This is a genomic window from Treponema sp. R8-4-B8, assembly GCF_054786175.1.
In genome coordinates, this window is record NZ_BDHE01000005.1 from 1 (window position 1) to 17,645 (window position 17,645).

15 protein-coding genes are annotated in these 17,645 nt (G+C 43.7%); 12 read left to right on the plus strand and 3 right to left on the minus strand.

Annotated features, from left to right (window positions below; genetic code table 11):
* The 7 genes from ACYVRA_RS01370 to ACYVRA_RS01400 all read left to right on the plus strand — a co-directional run.
* A partial coding sequence (locus ACYVRA_RS01370; protein WP_461250956.1) for a phosphate ABC transporter substrate-binding protein occupies positions 1 to 583 on the plus strand: 583 nt, incomplete at its 5' end.
* A gap of 16 nt (positions 584 to 599) precedes the next feature.
* Positions 600 to 1,820: a phosphate ABC transporter permease subunit PstC gene (pstC, locus tag ACYVRA_RS01375; RefSeq protein WP_461250957.1), complete on the plus strand. Its 1,221-nt coding sequence runs from the start codon at positions 600 to 602 to the stop codon at positions 1,818 to 1,820.
* Entirely contained in the window at positions 1,817 to 2,659 is an 843-nt protein-coding gene (gene pstA, locus ACYVRA_RS01380; protein ID WP_461250958.1) for a phosphate ABC transporter permease PstA, read from the plus strand. The genes pstC and pstA overlap by 4 nt, the downstream gene beginning before the upstream one ends.
* Entirely contained in the window at positions 2,656 to 3,411 is a 756-nt protein-coding gene (gene pstB / locus ACYVRA_RS01385; protein WP_461250959.1) for a phosphate ABC transporter ATP-binding protein PstB, read from the plus strand. Before pstA ends, pstB begins: the two co-directional genes overlap by 4 nt.
* A gap of 16 nt (positions 3,412 to 3,427) precedes the next feature.
* Positions 3,428 to 4,093 (plus strand): phosphate signaling complex protein PhoU, encoded by a 666-nt coding sequence (gene phoU / locus ACYVRA_RS01390; protein WP_461250960.1) that lies wholly within the window; start codon positions 3,428 to 3,430, stop codon positions 4,091 to 4,093.
* A complete protein-coding gene (locus tag ACYVRA_RS01395; RefSeq protein ID WP_461250961.1) occupies positions 4,086 to 4,790 on the plus strand; it encodes a response regulator transcription factor in 705 nt (234 codons plus the stop codon). Before phoU ends, ACYVRA_RS01395 begins: the two co-directional genes overlap by 8 nt.
* 17 nt (positions 4,791 to 4,807) lie before the next feature.
* The gene (locus tag ACYVRA_RS01400) at positions 4,808 to 6,604 is read left to right on the plus strand and encodes a sensor histidine kinase (protein WP_461250962.1); all 1,797 of its coding nucleotides are present in this window, start codon (positions 4,808 to 4,810) and stop codon (positions 6,602 to 6,604) included.
* Here the strand turns inward: ACYVRA_RS01400 and ACYVRA_RS01405 are convergent.
* Complete coding sequence (locus ACYVRA_RS01405) at positions 6,573 to 7,274, minus strand: FKBP-type peptidyl-prolyl cis-trans isomerase (protein ID WP_461250963.1); 702 nt, start codon at positions 7,272 to 7,274, stop codon at positions 6,573 to 6,575. The genes ACYVRA_RS01400 and ACYVRA_RS01405 overlap by 32 nt on opposite strands.
* A gap of 14 nt (positions 7,275 to 7,288) precedes the next feature.
* Positions 7,289 to 8,020, minus strand: a complete 732-nt coding sequence (locus tag ACYVRA_RS01410; protein ID WP_461250964.1) for an FKBP-type peptidyl-prolyl cis-trans isomerase — start codon at positions 8,018 to 8,020, stop codon at positions 7,289 to 7,291.
* 148 nt (positions 8,021 to 8,168) lie between these two features.
* Between ACYVRA_RS01410 and ACYVRA_RS01415 the strand changes: the two genes are divergently transcribed.
* From ACYVRA_RS01415 to ACYVRA_RS01435, 5 genes are all read left to right on the plus strand, one after another.
* A complete protein-coding gene (locus ACYVRA_RS01415; protein ID WP_461250965.1) occupies positions 8,169 to 8,561 on the plus strand; it encodes a response regulator in 393 nt (130 codons plus the stop codon).
* 86 nt (positions 8,562 to 8,647) lie between these two features.
* Positions 8,648 to 12,202, plus strand: coding sequence for a pyruvate:ferredoxin (flavodoxin) oxidoreductase (gene nifJ / locus ACYVRA_RS01420; RefSeq protein WP_461250966.1), 3,555 nt, complete (start codon positions 8,648 to 8,650; stop codon positions 12,200 to 12,202).
* A gap of 165 nt (positions 12,203 to 12,367) precedes the next feature.
* On the plus strand, positions 12,368 to 12,757 hold the full coding sequence (locus ACYVRA_RS01425) for a hypothetical protein (RefSeq protein WP_461250967.1): 390 nt from the start codon (positions 12,368 to 12,370) through the stop codon (positions 12,755 to 12,757).
* A gap of 166 nt (positions 12,758 to 12,923) precedes the next feature.
* Positions 12,924 to 13,943 carry an HD-GYP domain-containing protein gene (locus ACYVRA_RS01430; protein ID WP_461250968.1) on the plus strand — a complete coding sequence of 340 codons (1,020 nt, stop codon included), beginning with the start codon at positions 12,924 to 12,926 and terminating at the stop codon, positions 13,941 to 13,943.
* Positions 13,943 to 16,687 (plus strand): GAF domain-containing hybrid sensor histidine kinase/response regulator, encoded by a 2,745-nt coding sequence (locus ACYVRA_RS01435; RefSeq protein ID WP_461250969.1) that lies wholly within the window; start codon positions 13,943 to 13,945, stop codon positions 16,685 to 16,687. The genes ACYVRA_RS01430 and ACYVRA_RS01435 overlap by 1 nt, the downstream gene beginning before the upstream one ends.
* On the opposite strand, the gene holA is transcribed toward ACYVRA_RS01435, so the two are convergent.
* The gene (holA, locus tag ACYVRA_RS01440; protein WP_461250970.1) at positions 16,674 to 17,645 is read right to left on the minus strand and encodes a DNA polymerase III subunit delta; all 972 of its coding nucleotides are present in this window, start codon (positions 17,643 to 17,645) and stop codon (positions 16,674 to 16,676) included. The two genes, ACYVRA_RS01435 and holA, sit on opposite strands and share 14 nt — an antisense overlap.

The window sequence follows — 17,645 nt, forward strand, 5'->3', positions numbered from 1 at the left end:
AGTGCTTTATCAGATTGGAATGTCAAGCCGCGAGCTTAGCCCCGCCGAACAGGGCAAGGGGCTGAAAGAAACAATAATCGCCATTGACGGTATTGCGGTTATTGTGAACAAGAGCAACGCCGTGTCTGACCTTACTCTTGAACAGATAAGGAATATTTACACCGGCGCAATCACCAACTGGAGCCAGGTCGGAGGCAAGAACGCCGTAATCGCGGTTGTAAGCCGCGAGGAAGGTTCGGGGACTAGAGGCGCTTTTGAAGAAATCGCGCGCTTTCAGGGCAAACTTCTTGCGAACGCAAATCAGCTAACAAGCACCGGCGCGATACTTGCCAATATCGCGCAGAATCCCGACGCTATCGGCTATATCTCGCTTGGTTCGCTTAATGATACAATTAAAGCCGTATCTGTCGGCGGAGTTGCCGCGAATAACGCGAATGTTGTGAAAGGCACGTACAAAATCGCGCGTCCTTTTATTATACTTACGGGAAAAAATATCCATGCTGAAAGTTCCGCTTTCATTCAGTGGATACTTAGCGCGGCGGGACAAAAAGTAGTTAGCAAAAGCTGGATACCCGTTAAATAAACGGGTATGACTCGGCATGAACCGTAAATTCACGGATGTTTTCTTTAAACATCTGTTCAGCAGTGTGGCTCTCTTTTCCGTACTGGCATTGGGAGCCATATTGCTGTTTGTTTTTATACAGGGCGGAATGCCCTTTTTCTCGTCTACCGCAAAAGGCATCCGGCTTGTAGTACAGCGTATAGATGAATTTACAGTTAACGGCGTTTTATATATAGATCATAACACTTTTATTGATATTCCAAAAAACACTGAAAATATTACAATTCGTTTTCCTATGGAAGACTATGACGAAACGTCATTTGACGAAACGTCAGAGGAAGAAGTCCTTAATATATTTGTAAATAATAATGAAAAAAATCCTGAAAAAAAACTTTCATTTACATATAACGGCGACGCTAATGTTACATACCCCGAAAGCTACGTGTATACGGTAAGATGGCCTGCGGCCTTTGCGGCTTTGGAAAAAAGAGTGCATGTTATTCTTCCTGAGCCGCCGTATAACATTTTTAGTTTCCTTGGCGGCCTTGAATGGCATCCAACAAGAGATAAAATTTTCGGCATCTTCCCGATGATTGCCGGAACTTTACTTGCGAGTTTCGGCGCGATTTTGCTTGGAGTGCCAATCGCTCTGTTATGCGCTCTTTTTATGGCGGAATTTTTAAAGCCAAAACCGGCCTCCATCATACGCGCCGGCGTTGAATTACTTGCGGGAATTCCTTCCGTGGTGTACGGATTTTTCGGTCTTATGGTAATAGTTCCGTTTGTGCGAAATACCTTCAAAGTGCCGTCAGGTAACACGCTCCTTTCCGCCATAATCGTTCTTGCGCTGATGATACTGCCTACCATTATTACAATCGCGGAAACATCCCTTCGCGCCGTTCCGCTCTCCGTAAAAGAAGCGAGTCTTTCGCTGGGGGCGAGCAAAATGCAGACCGCGTGGAGAGTGGTTTTGCCCCACGCGAATTCTGGAGTAATCGCGGGAGTTATTCTTGGCATCTCGCGGGCAGTGGGTGAAACTATGGCGGTTATTCTTGTGGCGGGAAATTCGCCGCAGCTTACGATAAACCCTCTTGCGAGTATAAGAACGTTAACCTCTACAATCGCGATGGAAATGGGTTATGCGTCTGATAGGCATAGCGAGATGCTGTTTTCAATCGGCGTTACGCTATTTTCTATAATACTGATTCTTAACAGTTTGATTTTATGGTACCGCCGCAGGATGGAGCAGGAATTATGAAAAATCTTACTAAACGAAAAATCCTTGACAAAATAATGTATGGAATCATGGCGGCGGCAATGGCTGGCGTTATCATCGCCTTGTTGTTTATTATCGTCTACATTTTTAAATCGCAGGCTGGTTTTCTTAATTTCTCTTTTATCGTCGGCATTGAGCATGGAATTCTCCCGATGATTATCACCACGCTCTATGTGGTTCTTGTTTCTATTATTGTCGCCCTGCCTGTAGGGATAGCTACCGCTATTTTTCTAAATGAGTATTCAGGCAATTCTTCGTTCATAAGGATACTGCGTCTTGCGATAGAAACCCTTGCTGGAATCCCCTCGATTATTTACGGTCTTTTTGGGCTTCTTATGTTTTGCCGTCTGTTGAGGTTCGGGCAGTCAATAATAGCGGGCTCTTTTACGTTAAGCATAATGATACTGCCGGTTATTATCAGAACGACGGAAGAGTCGCTAAAATCAATTCCCGATTCATTCAGGGAAGGCTCGCTTGCGTTAGGCGCAACAAAACTTCAGACGATTTTCCATGTGGTGCTTCCATCCGCGCTTCCGGGAATTGTAACTTCCGTGATTCTTGCCGTTGGCCGCGTCATAGGCGAATCCGCGCCTGTGCTTCTTACCGTAGGCCTTACCAAAAATATGCCGCGCACGGTCTTTGAATCGGGCAGAACGCTTACCATTCACCTGTATTATTTGACAAACGAAGCAGTGCATCCTGAGGATTTTGGAATAGCTTTCGCTACCGCGTCGGTGCTTGTAATTCTTGTGGTGGTTATTAATACCGCTACAAAAATTATAACCGGCAATTTCAGGAAAAAACTGGGAGAAACGTTATGAGCAATTTGAAGATTGACGTTAGAGGCCTTGACCTTTTTTACGGCGAATTTCAAGCGCTGAAAAATATCAATTTTTCAATTATGAAACAGGACGTGGCAGCCCTTATCGGCCCTTCCGGCTGCGGCAAATCGACATTTATCCGCGTACTGAACCGCATGAATGATCTGATTCCCTCATGTCGCATAACGGGAGAGGTTTTGCTTGACGGTAAGGATATTTACGGCGATATGGACGTGACGGAACTCCGCAGCCGAGTAGGGATGGTTTTTCAAAAACCTAATCCCTTCAATATGACGGTGTTTGACAATGTGGCATACGGAAAGCGGATGCAGGGCGTTAAAGACAAGAGGCTTTTATCTGACATTGTGGAAACGTCGTTAAAAAAAGCCGCCCTTTGGGACGAAGTAAAGGACAGGCTTAAAAAACCGGCGCAGGCACTTTCAGGCGGACAGCAGCAGCGGCTTTGCATAGCGAGAAGCATCGCGATGGAGCCTGAAATTATTCTTATGGACGAGCCGACAAGCGCCCTTGATCCAATTGCCACAGGCCGTATCGAAGAATTAATAGGGGAGTTAAAAAAAGAATATAGTATAATTCTTGTAACCCATGCGATGCATCAGGCTTCCAGGGTTAGTAATAAAACCGCTTTTTTCTTATTGGGAGAATTGATAGAGTATAATGATACGAGGGAAGTTTTTACAAAACCGAAAGACAAAAGAACGGAAGATTATATTTCTGGCAGATTTGGTTAATGGAAGGGAGGACTACATGGCAGCGCGAAATTTTTTCTCTGAAGAGTTGAGCCGCTTACGGCAGGATATTTTAACGATGGCGACCAAGGTGGAGGAAAACCTCGGCAAGGCGCTTTCCGCATTGAGGACGCGTAATGCGGATCTGGCGAAGGAAGTGCGCGTTGGAGACGCGGAAGTTGACGCTCTTCAAATAAAGATCGAAGATGACGCCGCGATTGTTATCGCTACGCAACAGCCTGTGGCGCGCGATTTGCGCGAGATGGTGACGATTTTTAAACTTACGAGCAACATTGAAAGGGTAGGGGATCATGCAGTCCACCTTGCGCGCGCCGCGAAGAAACTTGCCAAAAAAGGTGAGACGCTTTTCATGGCGCAAGAACATATGGAAGTAATGGCGCTAACGGGTCAGAAAATGATCCGTGCCGCCATATCCGCTTTTATGGCGCAGGACGCTAACGCGGCGCGAGAATCTGCGGCAATGGATCATAAGATCGATACTGAGCATAAGACTCTTACTGAGGAAATTTTAAAATTAATGAAAAAACATCCCGATATGGTTAAGGATGCGCTTCAGGTTATTCAAACGTCAAACCAGCTTGAGCGGCTGGGCGATCATATTACAAATATTTGCGAAGCCGTAATTTATATGATCGAGGGCAAACATGAGGAGTTAAATGAATAAAGCTGTAATTCTTATTATAGAAGACGATCCCGATATTCAGGAATTGCTTTCTCATACGATGTCAAGGGAAGGTTGGAAACTTTTACAGGTTAAAACAGGAGAAGAAGGGCTTAAAATATTAAAGACTAAAAAAGCAAACTGCATTTTACTTGACATTATGCTTCCTGGAATTGACGGTTTAAAAGTATTAAAAAAAATAAAAGAGATTGACCAATGCAAGACTATTCCCGTGATTATGGCGTCGGCAAAAGGAGAAGAAGCGGATATTGTTACGGGGCTTGAATTGGGAGCGGATGATTATATTGTAAAGCCGTACAGTCCCAAAGTTCTGATAGCGAGAGTACGGGCCGCTCTCAGGCGGCAGGAAGAAGGCGGTTTCTCCCAGTCTGTTTCCGTTTGGCAGCAGGGAGAACTTAAATTGGACGCGGCGCGTCATATTGCGTATAACGGAGACAAACAGCTTGAGCTTTTTGCGACCGAGTTCGCGCTGCTTAAACATTTTCTTTCCAATCCTGAAATAGTTTTTTCGCGTAACCAGATTATCGCCGCCATCCACGGGCCGGATTACCCCGTGACCGACCGTTCCGTTGACGTGCAGATATTGGGTCTTCGCAAGAAACTTGGCAAGGCCGGAGACATGATCGAGACAATCCGCGGCGTAGGTTACAGGTTTAGAACGCCGGAAAATTCGCAGTAATAATACAGGAGAAAAAAGTGACAATTTTTAAAAAAAGTTTGCTTACTCTAGGCCTTACCTTCCTTGGCTTTTCCGCTGTTTTTATCGCGTCAATATTAATTTTTATGAATTCTCTTTATTATGAAGTTAATACGCAAGGTCTTGAAAATACTGCAAAAACTCTTATGAGCGCGATAGGTGAAAATCGCATAAAACAGATATTTGAAAATACAGATTATACGCCGGAAATAGAATTGCCTGTAAGTGGCGATAGTGTATATCGTCTAACGTTGATTGATTCAAGAGGCGACGTATTGTGGGATTCTCATGTGGCATTTGATCTTGTAAACCATATTGACCGTGAAGAAATTACGGCGGCTCTTGAAGGAAGGGAAGCGAGCGCGCGGCGTAATTCCATAAGCACAAAAATGAAGCGAATTTACTACGCTCTTCCCGTTTTTAACGATGAAAATAAATCCATTGGCGTATTCAGATTATCGCTTTCCGTTCCGGGATTTTGGGTGAGGATTTCACCCGTAATTTTTCCGTTTCTGGTCTTTATCTGCCTGTTAATTATTATCGCTTTTTGGGCGATCTACGCGTATTCGCGCTCGCTGTCATCTTCGCTTGGACAACTGGTAAACATCGCGCAGATAAGCGCCCCTCTTCTTTCCGGTCCTGAAGCAGTGGAACCTGTAGCGCAGGAATTCAGAAGTCTTGAGAGGGCAATGAGGGCGATGACCGCGGAACTTAATTTCCGTTTTGAACAGGCAAAGTCGGAAGGCAGCCGCCTTGAAGCGATCCTTAACGGAATGTCGGAAGCGGTCTTTGCAATGGACAACGCCCTAAAACTGCATTTGGTTAATCCTAAGGCAAGAGAACTTTTTGCCCTTGGAAGCGGAGAAATAAATAAAATGACTCTGTTGGAAGCGACTCACTCTACGGAGTTAGTTGTAATTGCGAAAAAGGCTATAAACGGCGGCGTTCCCTTTGAGGCGGAACTTACTTTTCATAAAGGCGCGGAACAGCAGTTTCATGTTTACGCCTCCCCTCTCGCTAAAATGTCGGATAATGGCGAAAACAACGGTCAATCCCGCGCGGGAGCGGTTTTAGTATTGCAGGAAATTACGCGGCTTTTAAAACTGGAAAGAATACGCAAGGATTTTGTCGCAAACGTGTCGCACGAACTGCGTACTCCCATTCAGCTTATCAAAGGGTTTTCAGAAACACTGCTTGATTCCGTTATGAATAAACAAGACGTTCACTTTATAGAGATAATCCGCAAAAACGCTGGGATTATGGAAAACCTTACCAATGATCTTTTAATACTTGCCGATTTGGAAGATAACACTGTAAACAACCGCGATATGGAAGAGTTAAATATCGCCCCATTAATTAGCGAGGCTGTCTCTTCTCTGGAGACTGTGGCAAAGAAAAAACAAATAGAAATAATCGTCGATTGCAAGGAAAGTTTGAGAGCGAGGTTATACGGCTCTTTTATTATTCAGGCGCTGATTAATTTAATAGAAAACGGGATTAAGTATTCTCAGGCAAAATCCAAACTTTGGGTCAATGCGTATAAGGAAAAGGACGAGTTGGTATTTGAAGTGCGGGATAAAGGGATTGGGATTCCCCCTGAGCATCTGGAACGGATATTTGAAAGATTTTACAGAGTAGATAAGGCAAGAAGCAGAGAGGCTGGAGGCACGGGGCTTGGGCTTTCCATTGTCCGGCATATCGCTCTGCTTCACAAAGGAAAAGCCGAAGTGGAAAGCCGCGCCGGTGAAGGATCAGTTTTTAGGATTAAGATTCCTCATCTTCAGGTTCGTCAATAATTTCGAGTAACTCAACCGTAAAGATTAAAGTTGAATATGGCGCGATAACGCCCTGAATGCCGTCCTTGCCGTAAGCCAATTTAGACGGAATGTACAGGCGGTAAATGCTGCCGGGGCTCATCAGCATTAATCCTTCCGTCCAGCCGGAGATGACATTCTCTAAAGGAATATACGCGCCGCCATCTTCAGAGGAACTGTCAAAAGGTCGTCCGTCGGTAAATGTTCCGGTATAATTTACCCTTACGACGGAACTTTTTCTTGGTTTTTCACCTTCAGTGCTTTTGATAATTTCATATTGAAGGCCGCTCGGCGTAGTCCGCACTTCTTGCCTCTGTCCGTTAGCCGCAAGATATTCTTCTTCTATTTGCCTGTTGCGGGAATTTTGTTTTTCTTCTGCCGCGTACAAAGCGGCTTCGATAATCTCCATCGCTTCCTGTTCGCTAAATTGGGTTTGACCGCCTTGCGCGACCGCTTTTAATCCTTCGGTAAAAGCGTTGTAATCGAATTCAATGTCTGTTTGAGCTAAACCAAGATTTGAAGCGATTATCATGCCAAAGGCATAACCTAAGCGGGCCTTATCATCGGCTTTTTTATAATCTTCTTGAATTGCTTTTGCGTGCAGCGTTAAAACCGCGAAAAACAGGCATAAAAAAATTACTGATTTTTTCATTATTTGCTCCTTAATTAATAATAACCATTTCCAAATTGCGCTTCGTATTCTTCTCTTGAAACTATACCAATTAATTCAACGGTAAAAATCAATGTTGAGTACGCCGGTATCGGACCATAATCCTGTGGACCGTAGCCAATCTCAGAGGGAATGTATAATATGTATGTGCTGCCTACATTCATTAATTGTAATCCTTCTGACCAGCCGGTGATTACTTCGTTAAGCGGGAATATTACGGGTTCCTGGCGGTCACGGGAATTATCAAAAACAGTACCGTCGATTAATTTGCCTTCATAATGTACTTTAACAATGGAATTTTCCAATGGTTTTGGTCCGCTCCCTTCTACAACAACTTCGTATTGCATACCGCTTTGCGTTATTTGTATTCCGGGTTTTTTGGCGTTTTCGGCAAGGAAGTTAGTTTCCTTCTGTATAGCTTCTTCTTTTTTCACTTCCGTTAATGCATTAAACGCAGCTTCAATTTTTTCTCTGGCCGCCTCCAGAGCAAATCTTGGCTCTTTACCCAATAATCCGTCTTTCATGCCTTTCATTAATTCATTAAAATCAGGGTTTACATTATCGCTTTTTAACCCGTCTCTTAATCCCGACCCAATGTTTAACCCCAAAGCATAAGACGCGTCTTTGTCAAAATTTGGTTTATCCTGGGATGAACTGGAATTGCCTTTGCAACTTCCAAAAAATATAATGGTAAAAATTGCAAAAATCATTAAAAATGTATTCTTCATTAAAGAAGAATACCCTCTTTTTTTGTTTATGAATAGTAGTTGAAACAGTTTTTACGTGTTTTTTACGTTTATTTACCATAATATGTTAAAATTTTTATTGATTTTTACCGAAATTTAAATATATTTATAAAGAGAGGGGTTATTCCGTATGGATACAACTTTAAAAATCCTTTTAGTAGATGACAGCGAAGTTCATTTAATAATCGCTGAAAATATACTAAAAACTAAATATAACGTTACTACAGCCAAGTCGGGGAAAGAGGCTTTGGCTCTTTTAGCCAAAGGTTTTGTTCCAAATTTGATTTTACTTGACGTTTTAATGCCGGATATGGACGGTTGGGAAGTTTATAATAAAATAAAGGGTATAAGCCTTTTAAGGAGCGTTCCGGTGGCTTTTTTAACGTCTTTGGATGGGGCAAAGGAAAAACTCTACGCGTCCAGAATAGGGGCGGCTGATTTAATAACAAAACCTTACGGAAGCGATGAATTGTTAAACCGGGTTGAAAGCATTATAGAAAGACATAAAGAACAGTCAAAATAAAAACCTGCCGGTACTAGCCAAAATTCATTAATCTATGGTAAAATCCTTCTATAATATAATTTATTAACCCAAAAAAGAGGTAAAAAATGAGTGAAAGAACAATTGCAATGATTGACGGTAACAGCGCGGCGGCGCATGTAGCGCACGCGCTTAGCGAAGTAATCGCGATTTATCCGATTACCCCTTCCAGTCCTATGGGCGAACTCTCCGACGAGTTTTCCGCCCAAGGGCGTAAAAACATCTGGGGCGCTATCCCCGATGTCATTGAGATGCAGTCCGAAGCGGGCGCGGCGGCGGCAGTACATGGAGCGCTAACCACGGGCGCGATGTCTGTTACGTTTACCGCGTCGCAGGGCTTGCTGCTCATGATTCCAAATATGTACAAAATTGCCGGCGAACTTACATCTACAGTGTTTCATATATCAGCCCGCGCTCTGGCGACATCGAGCCTTTCAATTTTCGGCGACCACCAGGACGTGATGGCTTGCCGTCAGACAGGCTGGGCTATGCTGGCTTCCAACAGCGTTCAGGAAGTAATGGATTTGGCGGTTATCGCCCACGCCAGCACTCTCCGCTCACGCGTGCCTTTCCTGCACTTCTTTGACGGTTTCCGCACCAGCCATGAATTGCAAAAAGTTGAAGAAGTTTCTTACGACGATCTTCACAAGATGATCGACGATGATCTTATCGCCGCCCACCGCAAACGCGGCCTTACTCCCGAAACCCCCACTATTCGCGGATCAGCCCAAAACCCCGACACCTACTTCCAGGGTCGTGAAGGCGTGAACAAGTACTACGAAAAAGTCGCCGCCATTGTTCAGGCGGAGATGGACAAGTACGCTAAACTTACAGGACGCGCGTATCACATATTTGACTACCACGGCGCGAAAGACGCTGAGAAAGTTGTAGTTATAATGGGCTCCGGCGCGGAAACCGTTGAAGAGACAGTTGACTATCTGAACAACAAGGGCGAAAAAACCGGCGTTTTAAAAGTCCATCTGTTCCGCCCATTCGACGCGAAGTTGTTTGTAAAAGCTTTGCCCCACAGCGTTAAATCAATCGCCGTTTTGGACCGCACCAAAGAACCCGGCTCTCTTGGCGAACCACTCTACGAAGACGTGCGAACCGCCATTGCGGAAATGCAGGCCGAAGGCGTATTTAAAGGCAACCCGATTGTTCTTGGCGGACGCTACGGACTTGGCTCGAAGGAATTTACCCCCTCTATGGCAAAGGCGGTATTTGACAACCTTTCCAGCAAGAAGATTGCCAACTTTATCGTCGGCATAAAAGACGACGTTCTTGGCAAAAGCCTTGATTACGATCCTCATTTCTTTATACCGGAAGAAGGCATAACCGAAGCGATGTTCTACGGTCTTGGATCTGACGGAACTGTCGGCGCAAACAAAAACTCGATTAAAATCATCAGCGAGGCAAAACCGGAACTCAACTGTCAGGCGTACTTCTCCTATGACTCAAAAAAATCGGGCGGCTTTACGGTTTCCCATCTTCGTTTCGGCAAAGGCAAAATTCGCCGCCCGTATCTTATCAATTCAGCAGACTTCCTGGCGTGCCATAAATTTTCCTATATCAAAATGTACGATATGCTTTCCAGCATTAAAGAAGGCGGGACATTCCTGCTCAACAGCCCGTTCAAAGCGGCTGATGTTTGGAAAGAAATCCCCGTAGAAATACAGAAAAAAATCATCAGTAAAAAACTTAAATTTTATGTTATCAACGGCGCGGAAATTGCGCGTAATACGGGAATGGGCAACCGTACAAATACGGTTATGCAGGCCGCTTTCTTTAAAATTTCCGGCATATTGGCCGAAGCCGAAGCCGTCAAATTAATGAAAGAACATATCCAACATTCCTACGGCAAAAAGGGCGCCGACGTTGTTGAGAAAAACTACAAGACGGTAGATGCCGCGTTAGGCGCCGTTGAAAAAGTGGATTATCCTTCCAAGGCCGACGGTACCCTCCATATGGAAGTACCTTTTGCTACGGCAAGGAGCGAGTGGATAAAAGACACATTGGGAACCGCCTCCTTCCAGGCAGGTGACACATTGCCCGTCAGCAAAATCCCCGAAGACGGAACTTTCCCAACCGCGACAAGCCAGTACGAAAAACGCGCTGTAGCGGAAAGGGTTCCGATATGGAATCCCGATGTTTGCACGCAGTGCGGTTTCTGTTCAATGGTTTGCCCCCACGCCTGTATCCGCATGAAAAACCTTACGGCAGATCAGATCGCGAAAGCGCCCAAGGGCTTCCAAACCACCGAGATCAAACCTAAAGCCATTGACGGGCAAAAAGCGACATTGGTCATCGCGTGTGAAGACTGTTATGAATGCGGAGCATGCTTTAATATCTGCCCGAAGTGCAAAGACGACGGCGCTCCAAAAGCTCTTACCTATAAATCATATTCTGATGATCCCGAATTCCACGCCGAACAAAAAGCGATATGGGATTACTTCATGAGCCTGCCAGAAACTCCCGCTGCCGGTGAATTGAGCAATCCAAAAGCTCTCGCTTACAAACGCCCGTTATTTGAATTCTCAGGCGCTTGCGGCGGCTGCGGCGAAACTCCCTACATTAAACTTATGTCCCAGCTTTTCGGCGACAGGGCGCTTATCGGCAACGCCACAGGTTGTTCCTCAATCTACGGCGGAAACCTGCCCACCACTCCTTACTGCCAGAACGCCGCAGGGCGCGGCCCCGTATGGTCAAACAGCCTCTTTGAAGACACCGCCGAATTCGCACTGGGCTTCAGGCTTACAAGCGACAAGCTTGCTGTCCACGCCCGTGAAATGGCAGAAAAGGCAAAGAGCGAAGGCATTGCCGCCGCAATCATCGACAAACTCCTTGCCAACACTCAAGCCGACGACGCCGCAATCGAAGAACAGCGCAAAAATGTTGACGAACTCAAAGCGGCCCTTAAAGGCAATTCAAGCTCCACGGCAAAGTTACTGCTCTCGCTCGCAGACCACTTCATTAAAAGGTCTGTATGGGGCTTCGGCGGCGACGGCTGGGCTTACGACATCGGTTTCGGCGGCCTTGACCACGTGCTGGCTTCCGGCAAGAACGTAAACCTGCTCTGCCTTGACACCGAAGTTTACTCCAACACCGGCGGCCAGATGTCAAAATCCACTCCGGTAGGCGCTATTGCGAAGTTCGCCGCCTCTGGAAAAGAAATTGTCAAAAAAGACTTAGGCGCAATCGCCATGAGTTACGGCTATGTTTATGTCGCAAGAATTTCATTAGGCGCAAACATGGCTCAGGTGATTAAAGCTTTCCGCGAAGCTGAATCCTACAACGGCCCGTCGTTGATTATCGCTTACGCGCACTGTATCAACCACGGCATCGACATGAGCAAGGGCTTGGATCAGGGCAAAGCCGCGGTAACATGCGGCCTGTGGCCATTGTACCGCTACGATCCGCGCTTGAAAGAGCAGGGAAAGAATCCCTTCCAGCTTGACTCAAAAGAGCCGACCTACAACCTTGAAGACTTCATGTACAAAGAAGTCCGCTTTAAGAGCCTTAAAGCCGCAGACCCGGCCCGCGCCGACATGCTGCTTGCGAAAGCCAAGAAACAGGCTGAACGCGTGTATAAAGAGTACAAATATTTAGCGGAACGGCCTTTCTAGTTTTAGCGTAAAATGTTTTAAAGCCCCTGATTGTTTGGTCAGGGGCTTTTTTTTGTTTGTGAGTATTCTTTCGGAAAAATTCAATTACAAAATATTGACAAGTAAATATATTTATGTTATAAATGAATAAGCCTTTAGGCTAATACAATTTTTTGGAGGATTAATATGGCTTCATGGGATCAGGTAAAAAATTTCATTAGGAGCAATTATAAAGTGCAAAATGATGAAGGGGACTTTTTTAAAATGGTGTTTGATCTGAGTAATGACAGAACTCAGATGGTGTTTGTTCAAAAGGTTCAAACTAAGCAAAATGGCATTTGGATACAAATTTCTTCACCGGTTGGCATTATCGGACAAGAAAAAATGAACAAAGCGCTTGAAACGCTTAATGACAAGGTTTGCGGCGGTCTTGTAAAGATCGGTGATAAACACTTTGTCCGTCATTGTATGCCTATTGATGATATGTCTCTGGATGAATTTGCCGTGCCTTTAACCTTTATAACCAGTTCCGCGGATGATTTAGAAAAAAAATTTGTTGGCGGCGATGAACAATGACAGCCACAGTACTCTGTGGTTATGAGTTTTTCCTATAATCTGCCTTGATTAACGCTCCGCTTTTGGTTATTTTTTATGACTATTAGGTTTTATATATAAAAAAAGCCTTTTTTTTTGCTAAAAACGCAAATCTATACTATAATTATGTTGGGGCTATATTTATAAAATGAAAACGATTTTTGTCGTAGATGACAGTGATACTAACTTGTCAATGGCAGAAGAGGCGTTGGATAGGCAGTATCGGGTTATGACAATGCCTTCGGCAGCTAAAATGTTCTCTCTTTTAGGGAAGATAACGCCTGATCTCATTCTTTTAGACATAGAAATGCCCGAAATGGACGGATTCGAGGCTCTCAAAAGGTTAAAATCCGAAAGTTTATGGGCAAATATTCCTGTTGTGTTTTTAACTGGCCACACAGATGCCGCTGTGGAAGTGCACGGGTTTGAAATGGGGGCTGTAGATTTCATTACAAAACCGTTTTCCGCGCCCGTGCTGATAAATCGCATTAAAACGCACCTTGAAATTGACGAATTAATCCGCGAAAGGACGGCGCAGTTAAACAGGCTGCAAAACAGCATAGTTTCGGTTTTGGCTAATATTGTCGAAAGCCGCGATAAGGGAACTGGCGGCCATATTGAGCGTACTTCGGCATATATTAAGATATTAATTAACGAAATGAAAAAACGAGGGGTTTACGCGGATATAATTTCAAGCTGGGACATTGAAAAAATGATTTCTTCGGCGCGTATGCATGATTTGGGCAAGATTTCCATTACTGACTTGATAGTAAATAAACCCGGCAAACTTACTGACGATGAATACGATATTATGAAAACCCACGCCGAAGAAGGTGAGCGGATAATAGATAAAATTATCGCGCAGACGGGAGAGGGAGACTTTTTGCGTAACGCGAGATTGTTTGCCGGAAGCCACCATGAACGATGGGACGGAAAAGGCTATCCTAATAAGCTTAAAGGAGAAGAAATTCCCCTGCAAGGGCGTATTATGGCGATTGTAGACGTGTATGACGCGCTTGTTTCCGAACGTCCGTATAAAAATGCGTTTACAGATGAAGAAGCTGTTAGCATTATTATGGAAAACGCCGGCACTCATTACGATCCAAAAATAGCCGAAGTTTTTTTTGAAGTAAGGGATCTTTTTAAAGAGGCAAAGGCGCATATTTAATGTCTTTTGACAATGAAAATGACTTAAAGAAACAGACGCGTTTGCTTGATACGGTAAACACCGCAGCTGCTATCTTGCTGGCAAATAATAAAGACATTCCATTTGAAACAGTATTATTAAAAAGTTTTGATCTTGTAGGCCGTTGCCTGGATGTTGACCGCGTTCAAATTTGGCGTAATGAAATGATCGAGGGCGAGAGGAATTTTGTTTTACGGTACGAGTGGCTTAGCGATTACGGCAGAAGTTGCATACAGATTCCGCATGGTTTGCATTTTCCGTACAGCATGAAAAAGGAATGGGAAGAGTCGTTTTTAAAAGATAATTATATAAATAGTCCGTTATCTGAATTACCCAAAGAAGATAGGGATTTTTTAAGTGATTACGGGATGAAATCTATCGTAATAATCCCGATGTTTCTGGAAAGCGATTTTTGGGGTTTTTTCAGCATAGATGACTGCCGTAATGAGCGTACTTTTTCACATGAAGAAATCAGCATATTAAGATCGGCGGGGCTTATGATGAGTTCCGCCGTAAACCACAATAACCAGATAATGAAAATGCGCGAGGCTGATGAACGCACCCAAATAATGATCGATGCCGCCCCTTTCTGCGCGATTTTTTGGGATAAAAACTTAAATCTTATAGATTGCAATCAAGAAGCGGTAAAAATGTTTGAGATGGCGGATAAGCTGGATTTTATTAATAATTTTATCAGGCTTTCTCCCGAATATCAGCCTGACGGCATTATGTCAAAGGATAAAGGCATTGATCTTGTCGGTAAAGCATTAAGGGAAGGTTATAGCCGTTTTGAATGGACGCATCAAAAAACAAACGGGGAGCAGCTGCCGGTAGAAGTAATCTGCGTTAGGGTTAAGCATAAGAATGAATTTACCGTTACGGAATATATTAGGGATCTTCGCGAGCAGAGGGCGATGATAGCTGAAATGCGTAAAGCAGAAGTCGCCATAGAAAGCAGTAAGGCAAAGAGCGACTTTTTGGCGAAGATGAGCCATGAAATCCGCACGCCTATGAACGCGATTTTGGGTATTACTGAAATTCAACTTCAGGATGAAACTCTGCCAAATGTGATAAAAGAAGCGTTTGAAAGAATTTATAACTCCGCAGATCTTTTGCTTGGAATAATTAATGACATACTGGACCTTTCAAAAATAGAAGCCGGCAAACTTGAATTAATGCCGATTCAGTATGATATCGCGAGCCTTATTCACGATACTGTTCAATTGAACATGATGCGCTACGAAAGCAAACCTATCGAATTTAAATTGCAGATTGATGAAAACATTCCCGTTATGCTGATTGGCGACGAACTTCGCATTAAACAGATTTTAAATAATCTGCTTTCTAACGCGTATAAATATACGCATGAAGGCTCTATAAATCTTAATATTTCATCCGTTTTTGAGGGAGACGGCAATATAACCGTTGTTTTCCGAGTCAGTGACACGGGACAGGGCATGACGCCAGAGCAGGTACGTAAATTGGGAAGCGATTATTCGCGGTTTAACATGGAAGCAAACCGAAAGACCGAAGGCACTGGTCTTGGCATGAGCATTACGCGAAATCTTTTGCAGATGATGAACGGGACTATTGATATTAAAAGCACGCCGAATGTGGGTTCCGTGTTTACGGTAAGCCTGCCTCAAAAATGTACGAATCGTGATCCAATTGGCAAAGAAATGGCTGAAAACCTGATGCAGCTTAACTTTGTTAATGAACAGAGAATACGGAACCTGCAAATAAAGCGCGAATATATGCCCTATGGCCGTGTTTTAATTGTTGATGACGTGGAAACAAACCTTTATGTCGCAAGAGGTTTAATGGCGTCTTATAATCTTTCAATTGATACTGCGATGAGCGGGTTTGAAGCAATAGAAAAAATTAAAAATAAATGCGATTACGACGTTATTTTTATGGATCACATGATGCCGGGGATGGACGGCATTGAAGCGACAAAAATAATCCGTGAATTGGGATATACAAAACCGATAGTGGCGTTAACCGCAAACGCCCTTGCAGGACAGGCGGAAATGTTCCTAAAAAACGGTTTTGATGATTTTATTTCCAAACCTATTGATACCCGCCAATTAAATATGACGCTTAATAAATTAATTCGCGATAAATACCCTAACGAAGTCGTTGAAGCCGCGCGTAGGCAAAAAGAGATAATAAGCAGTAAAACAAATCAGAATACAATAAATTCACAGTTGGCGGAATTCTTTATCCGTGATACAAAAAAAGCGGCTAAGATATTAGAATCAATTTATATAAATAAATGCCGCAGGGCTGACGATCTTTCCATGTTTATAATTAATGTTCATGCTATGAAGAGCGCTCTTGCCAATGTTGGCGAAAAGGAGCTTTCACAAGAAGCGTTAAAATTGGAACAGGCTGGGCGTGATAATGATAAAAAGCTGATTATGGAAAAGATTCCGTCATTCTTAAATTCACTATATGCCGTAATTAACGCGTTTGAAGAAAAGGGACAAAAAACTCAAAAAGAAGGTTATGGCGATTATTCGCAATTAAAAGAAAAATTGCTTGAAATTCGCGCCGCGTGCGGCGAGTATAATAAAAAGACCGCCAAAAATATACTTGCCGAATTAAAAAAGAAAACATGGTCACAGCCGGTTGAAGAGCATCTTAGCGTTTTAGCCGGTTTTTTATTGCACAGTGAATTTGACGAAGCCGTAAAAAGTATTGATGACTGCATTAGGCTGTTATAATTTTTAAAATATACCTGTCCATTAATATTCTTTCCATTACGCCGACGGGAGAGCGCAGTAAATTATCGTATTCCGCAGTAAGGGCAAGACATGCTTCCGCCGATTCGGCGTTGTAACGGCGGGCGGCGGCGGCATAGTCGTCTTTTGCTTTTGGTGAAGAAAGCCCTATTTTTTTTAATTCAAAGCTGTTGTTAGCGTCACCTGTTTCAAGCAAAGACAGATAATCGCCAAGTTTTCTAAAGCACCACGCTAACCCCGCCAAAATACTCTGCGCGCTTTCTTTTGCGGCTAACATGACGGATAGCGATTCAAGCGCTTTGGACAAGTCGCCCGCGGCTATACGGGAAAAAAGCGTGAATGCCGATTCTTCCCTATTGTGGGAAAGCCATTTTTCAACGTCTTCCGCTTTAACCTGGCTTTCCGCCTGCTCTTTATTACGGGGCAAAAAATGTAAAAGGCGCGAACATTCCCTTTTTAGCGCATCCGTATTATTCTCCACCATTTCCAAAATTATGGCTATGCAATCCTTGTCAATGTTAAAGCCTTCGCGCCTGAAAAATTGTTTTAGCCATTCGCTTTTTTCCCTTTCAAACAGTTCGTAAAAAATTTTTCGGTTGTTTTTCGGAACGGCGTCGTCAAGGGCGGAGGCAAGTTTTATTTCATCTGAGAGCAGGATAATTGCCGTGCTATGATCAATATTTTTTATGCAGGATACAAGAAGTTCAATTTCGTCTTTTTTTTTGATAACTTCCGCGTTTTTAATAATGATCAGGCGTTTGTCAAAAAAAAGGTTTTCATTTTGAATTGAATCGGCAATCGCGCTTACGGGCGTTTCTCCGGCGTAAAAAACAGCCGTATCCGCGTCTTGAAATTCTTTCTTTATTAAATCTACCTCGTCCTGTTTTTTTCCAAGTTCAGGACCCAGAAAAATATATGCGTTAGGTGAAATAGCAGCCAT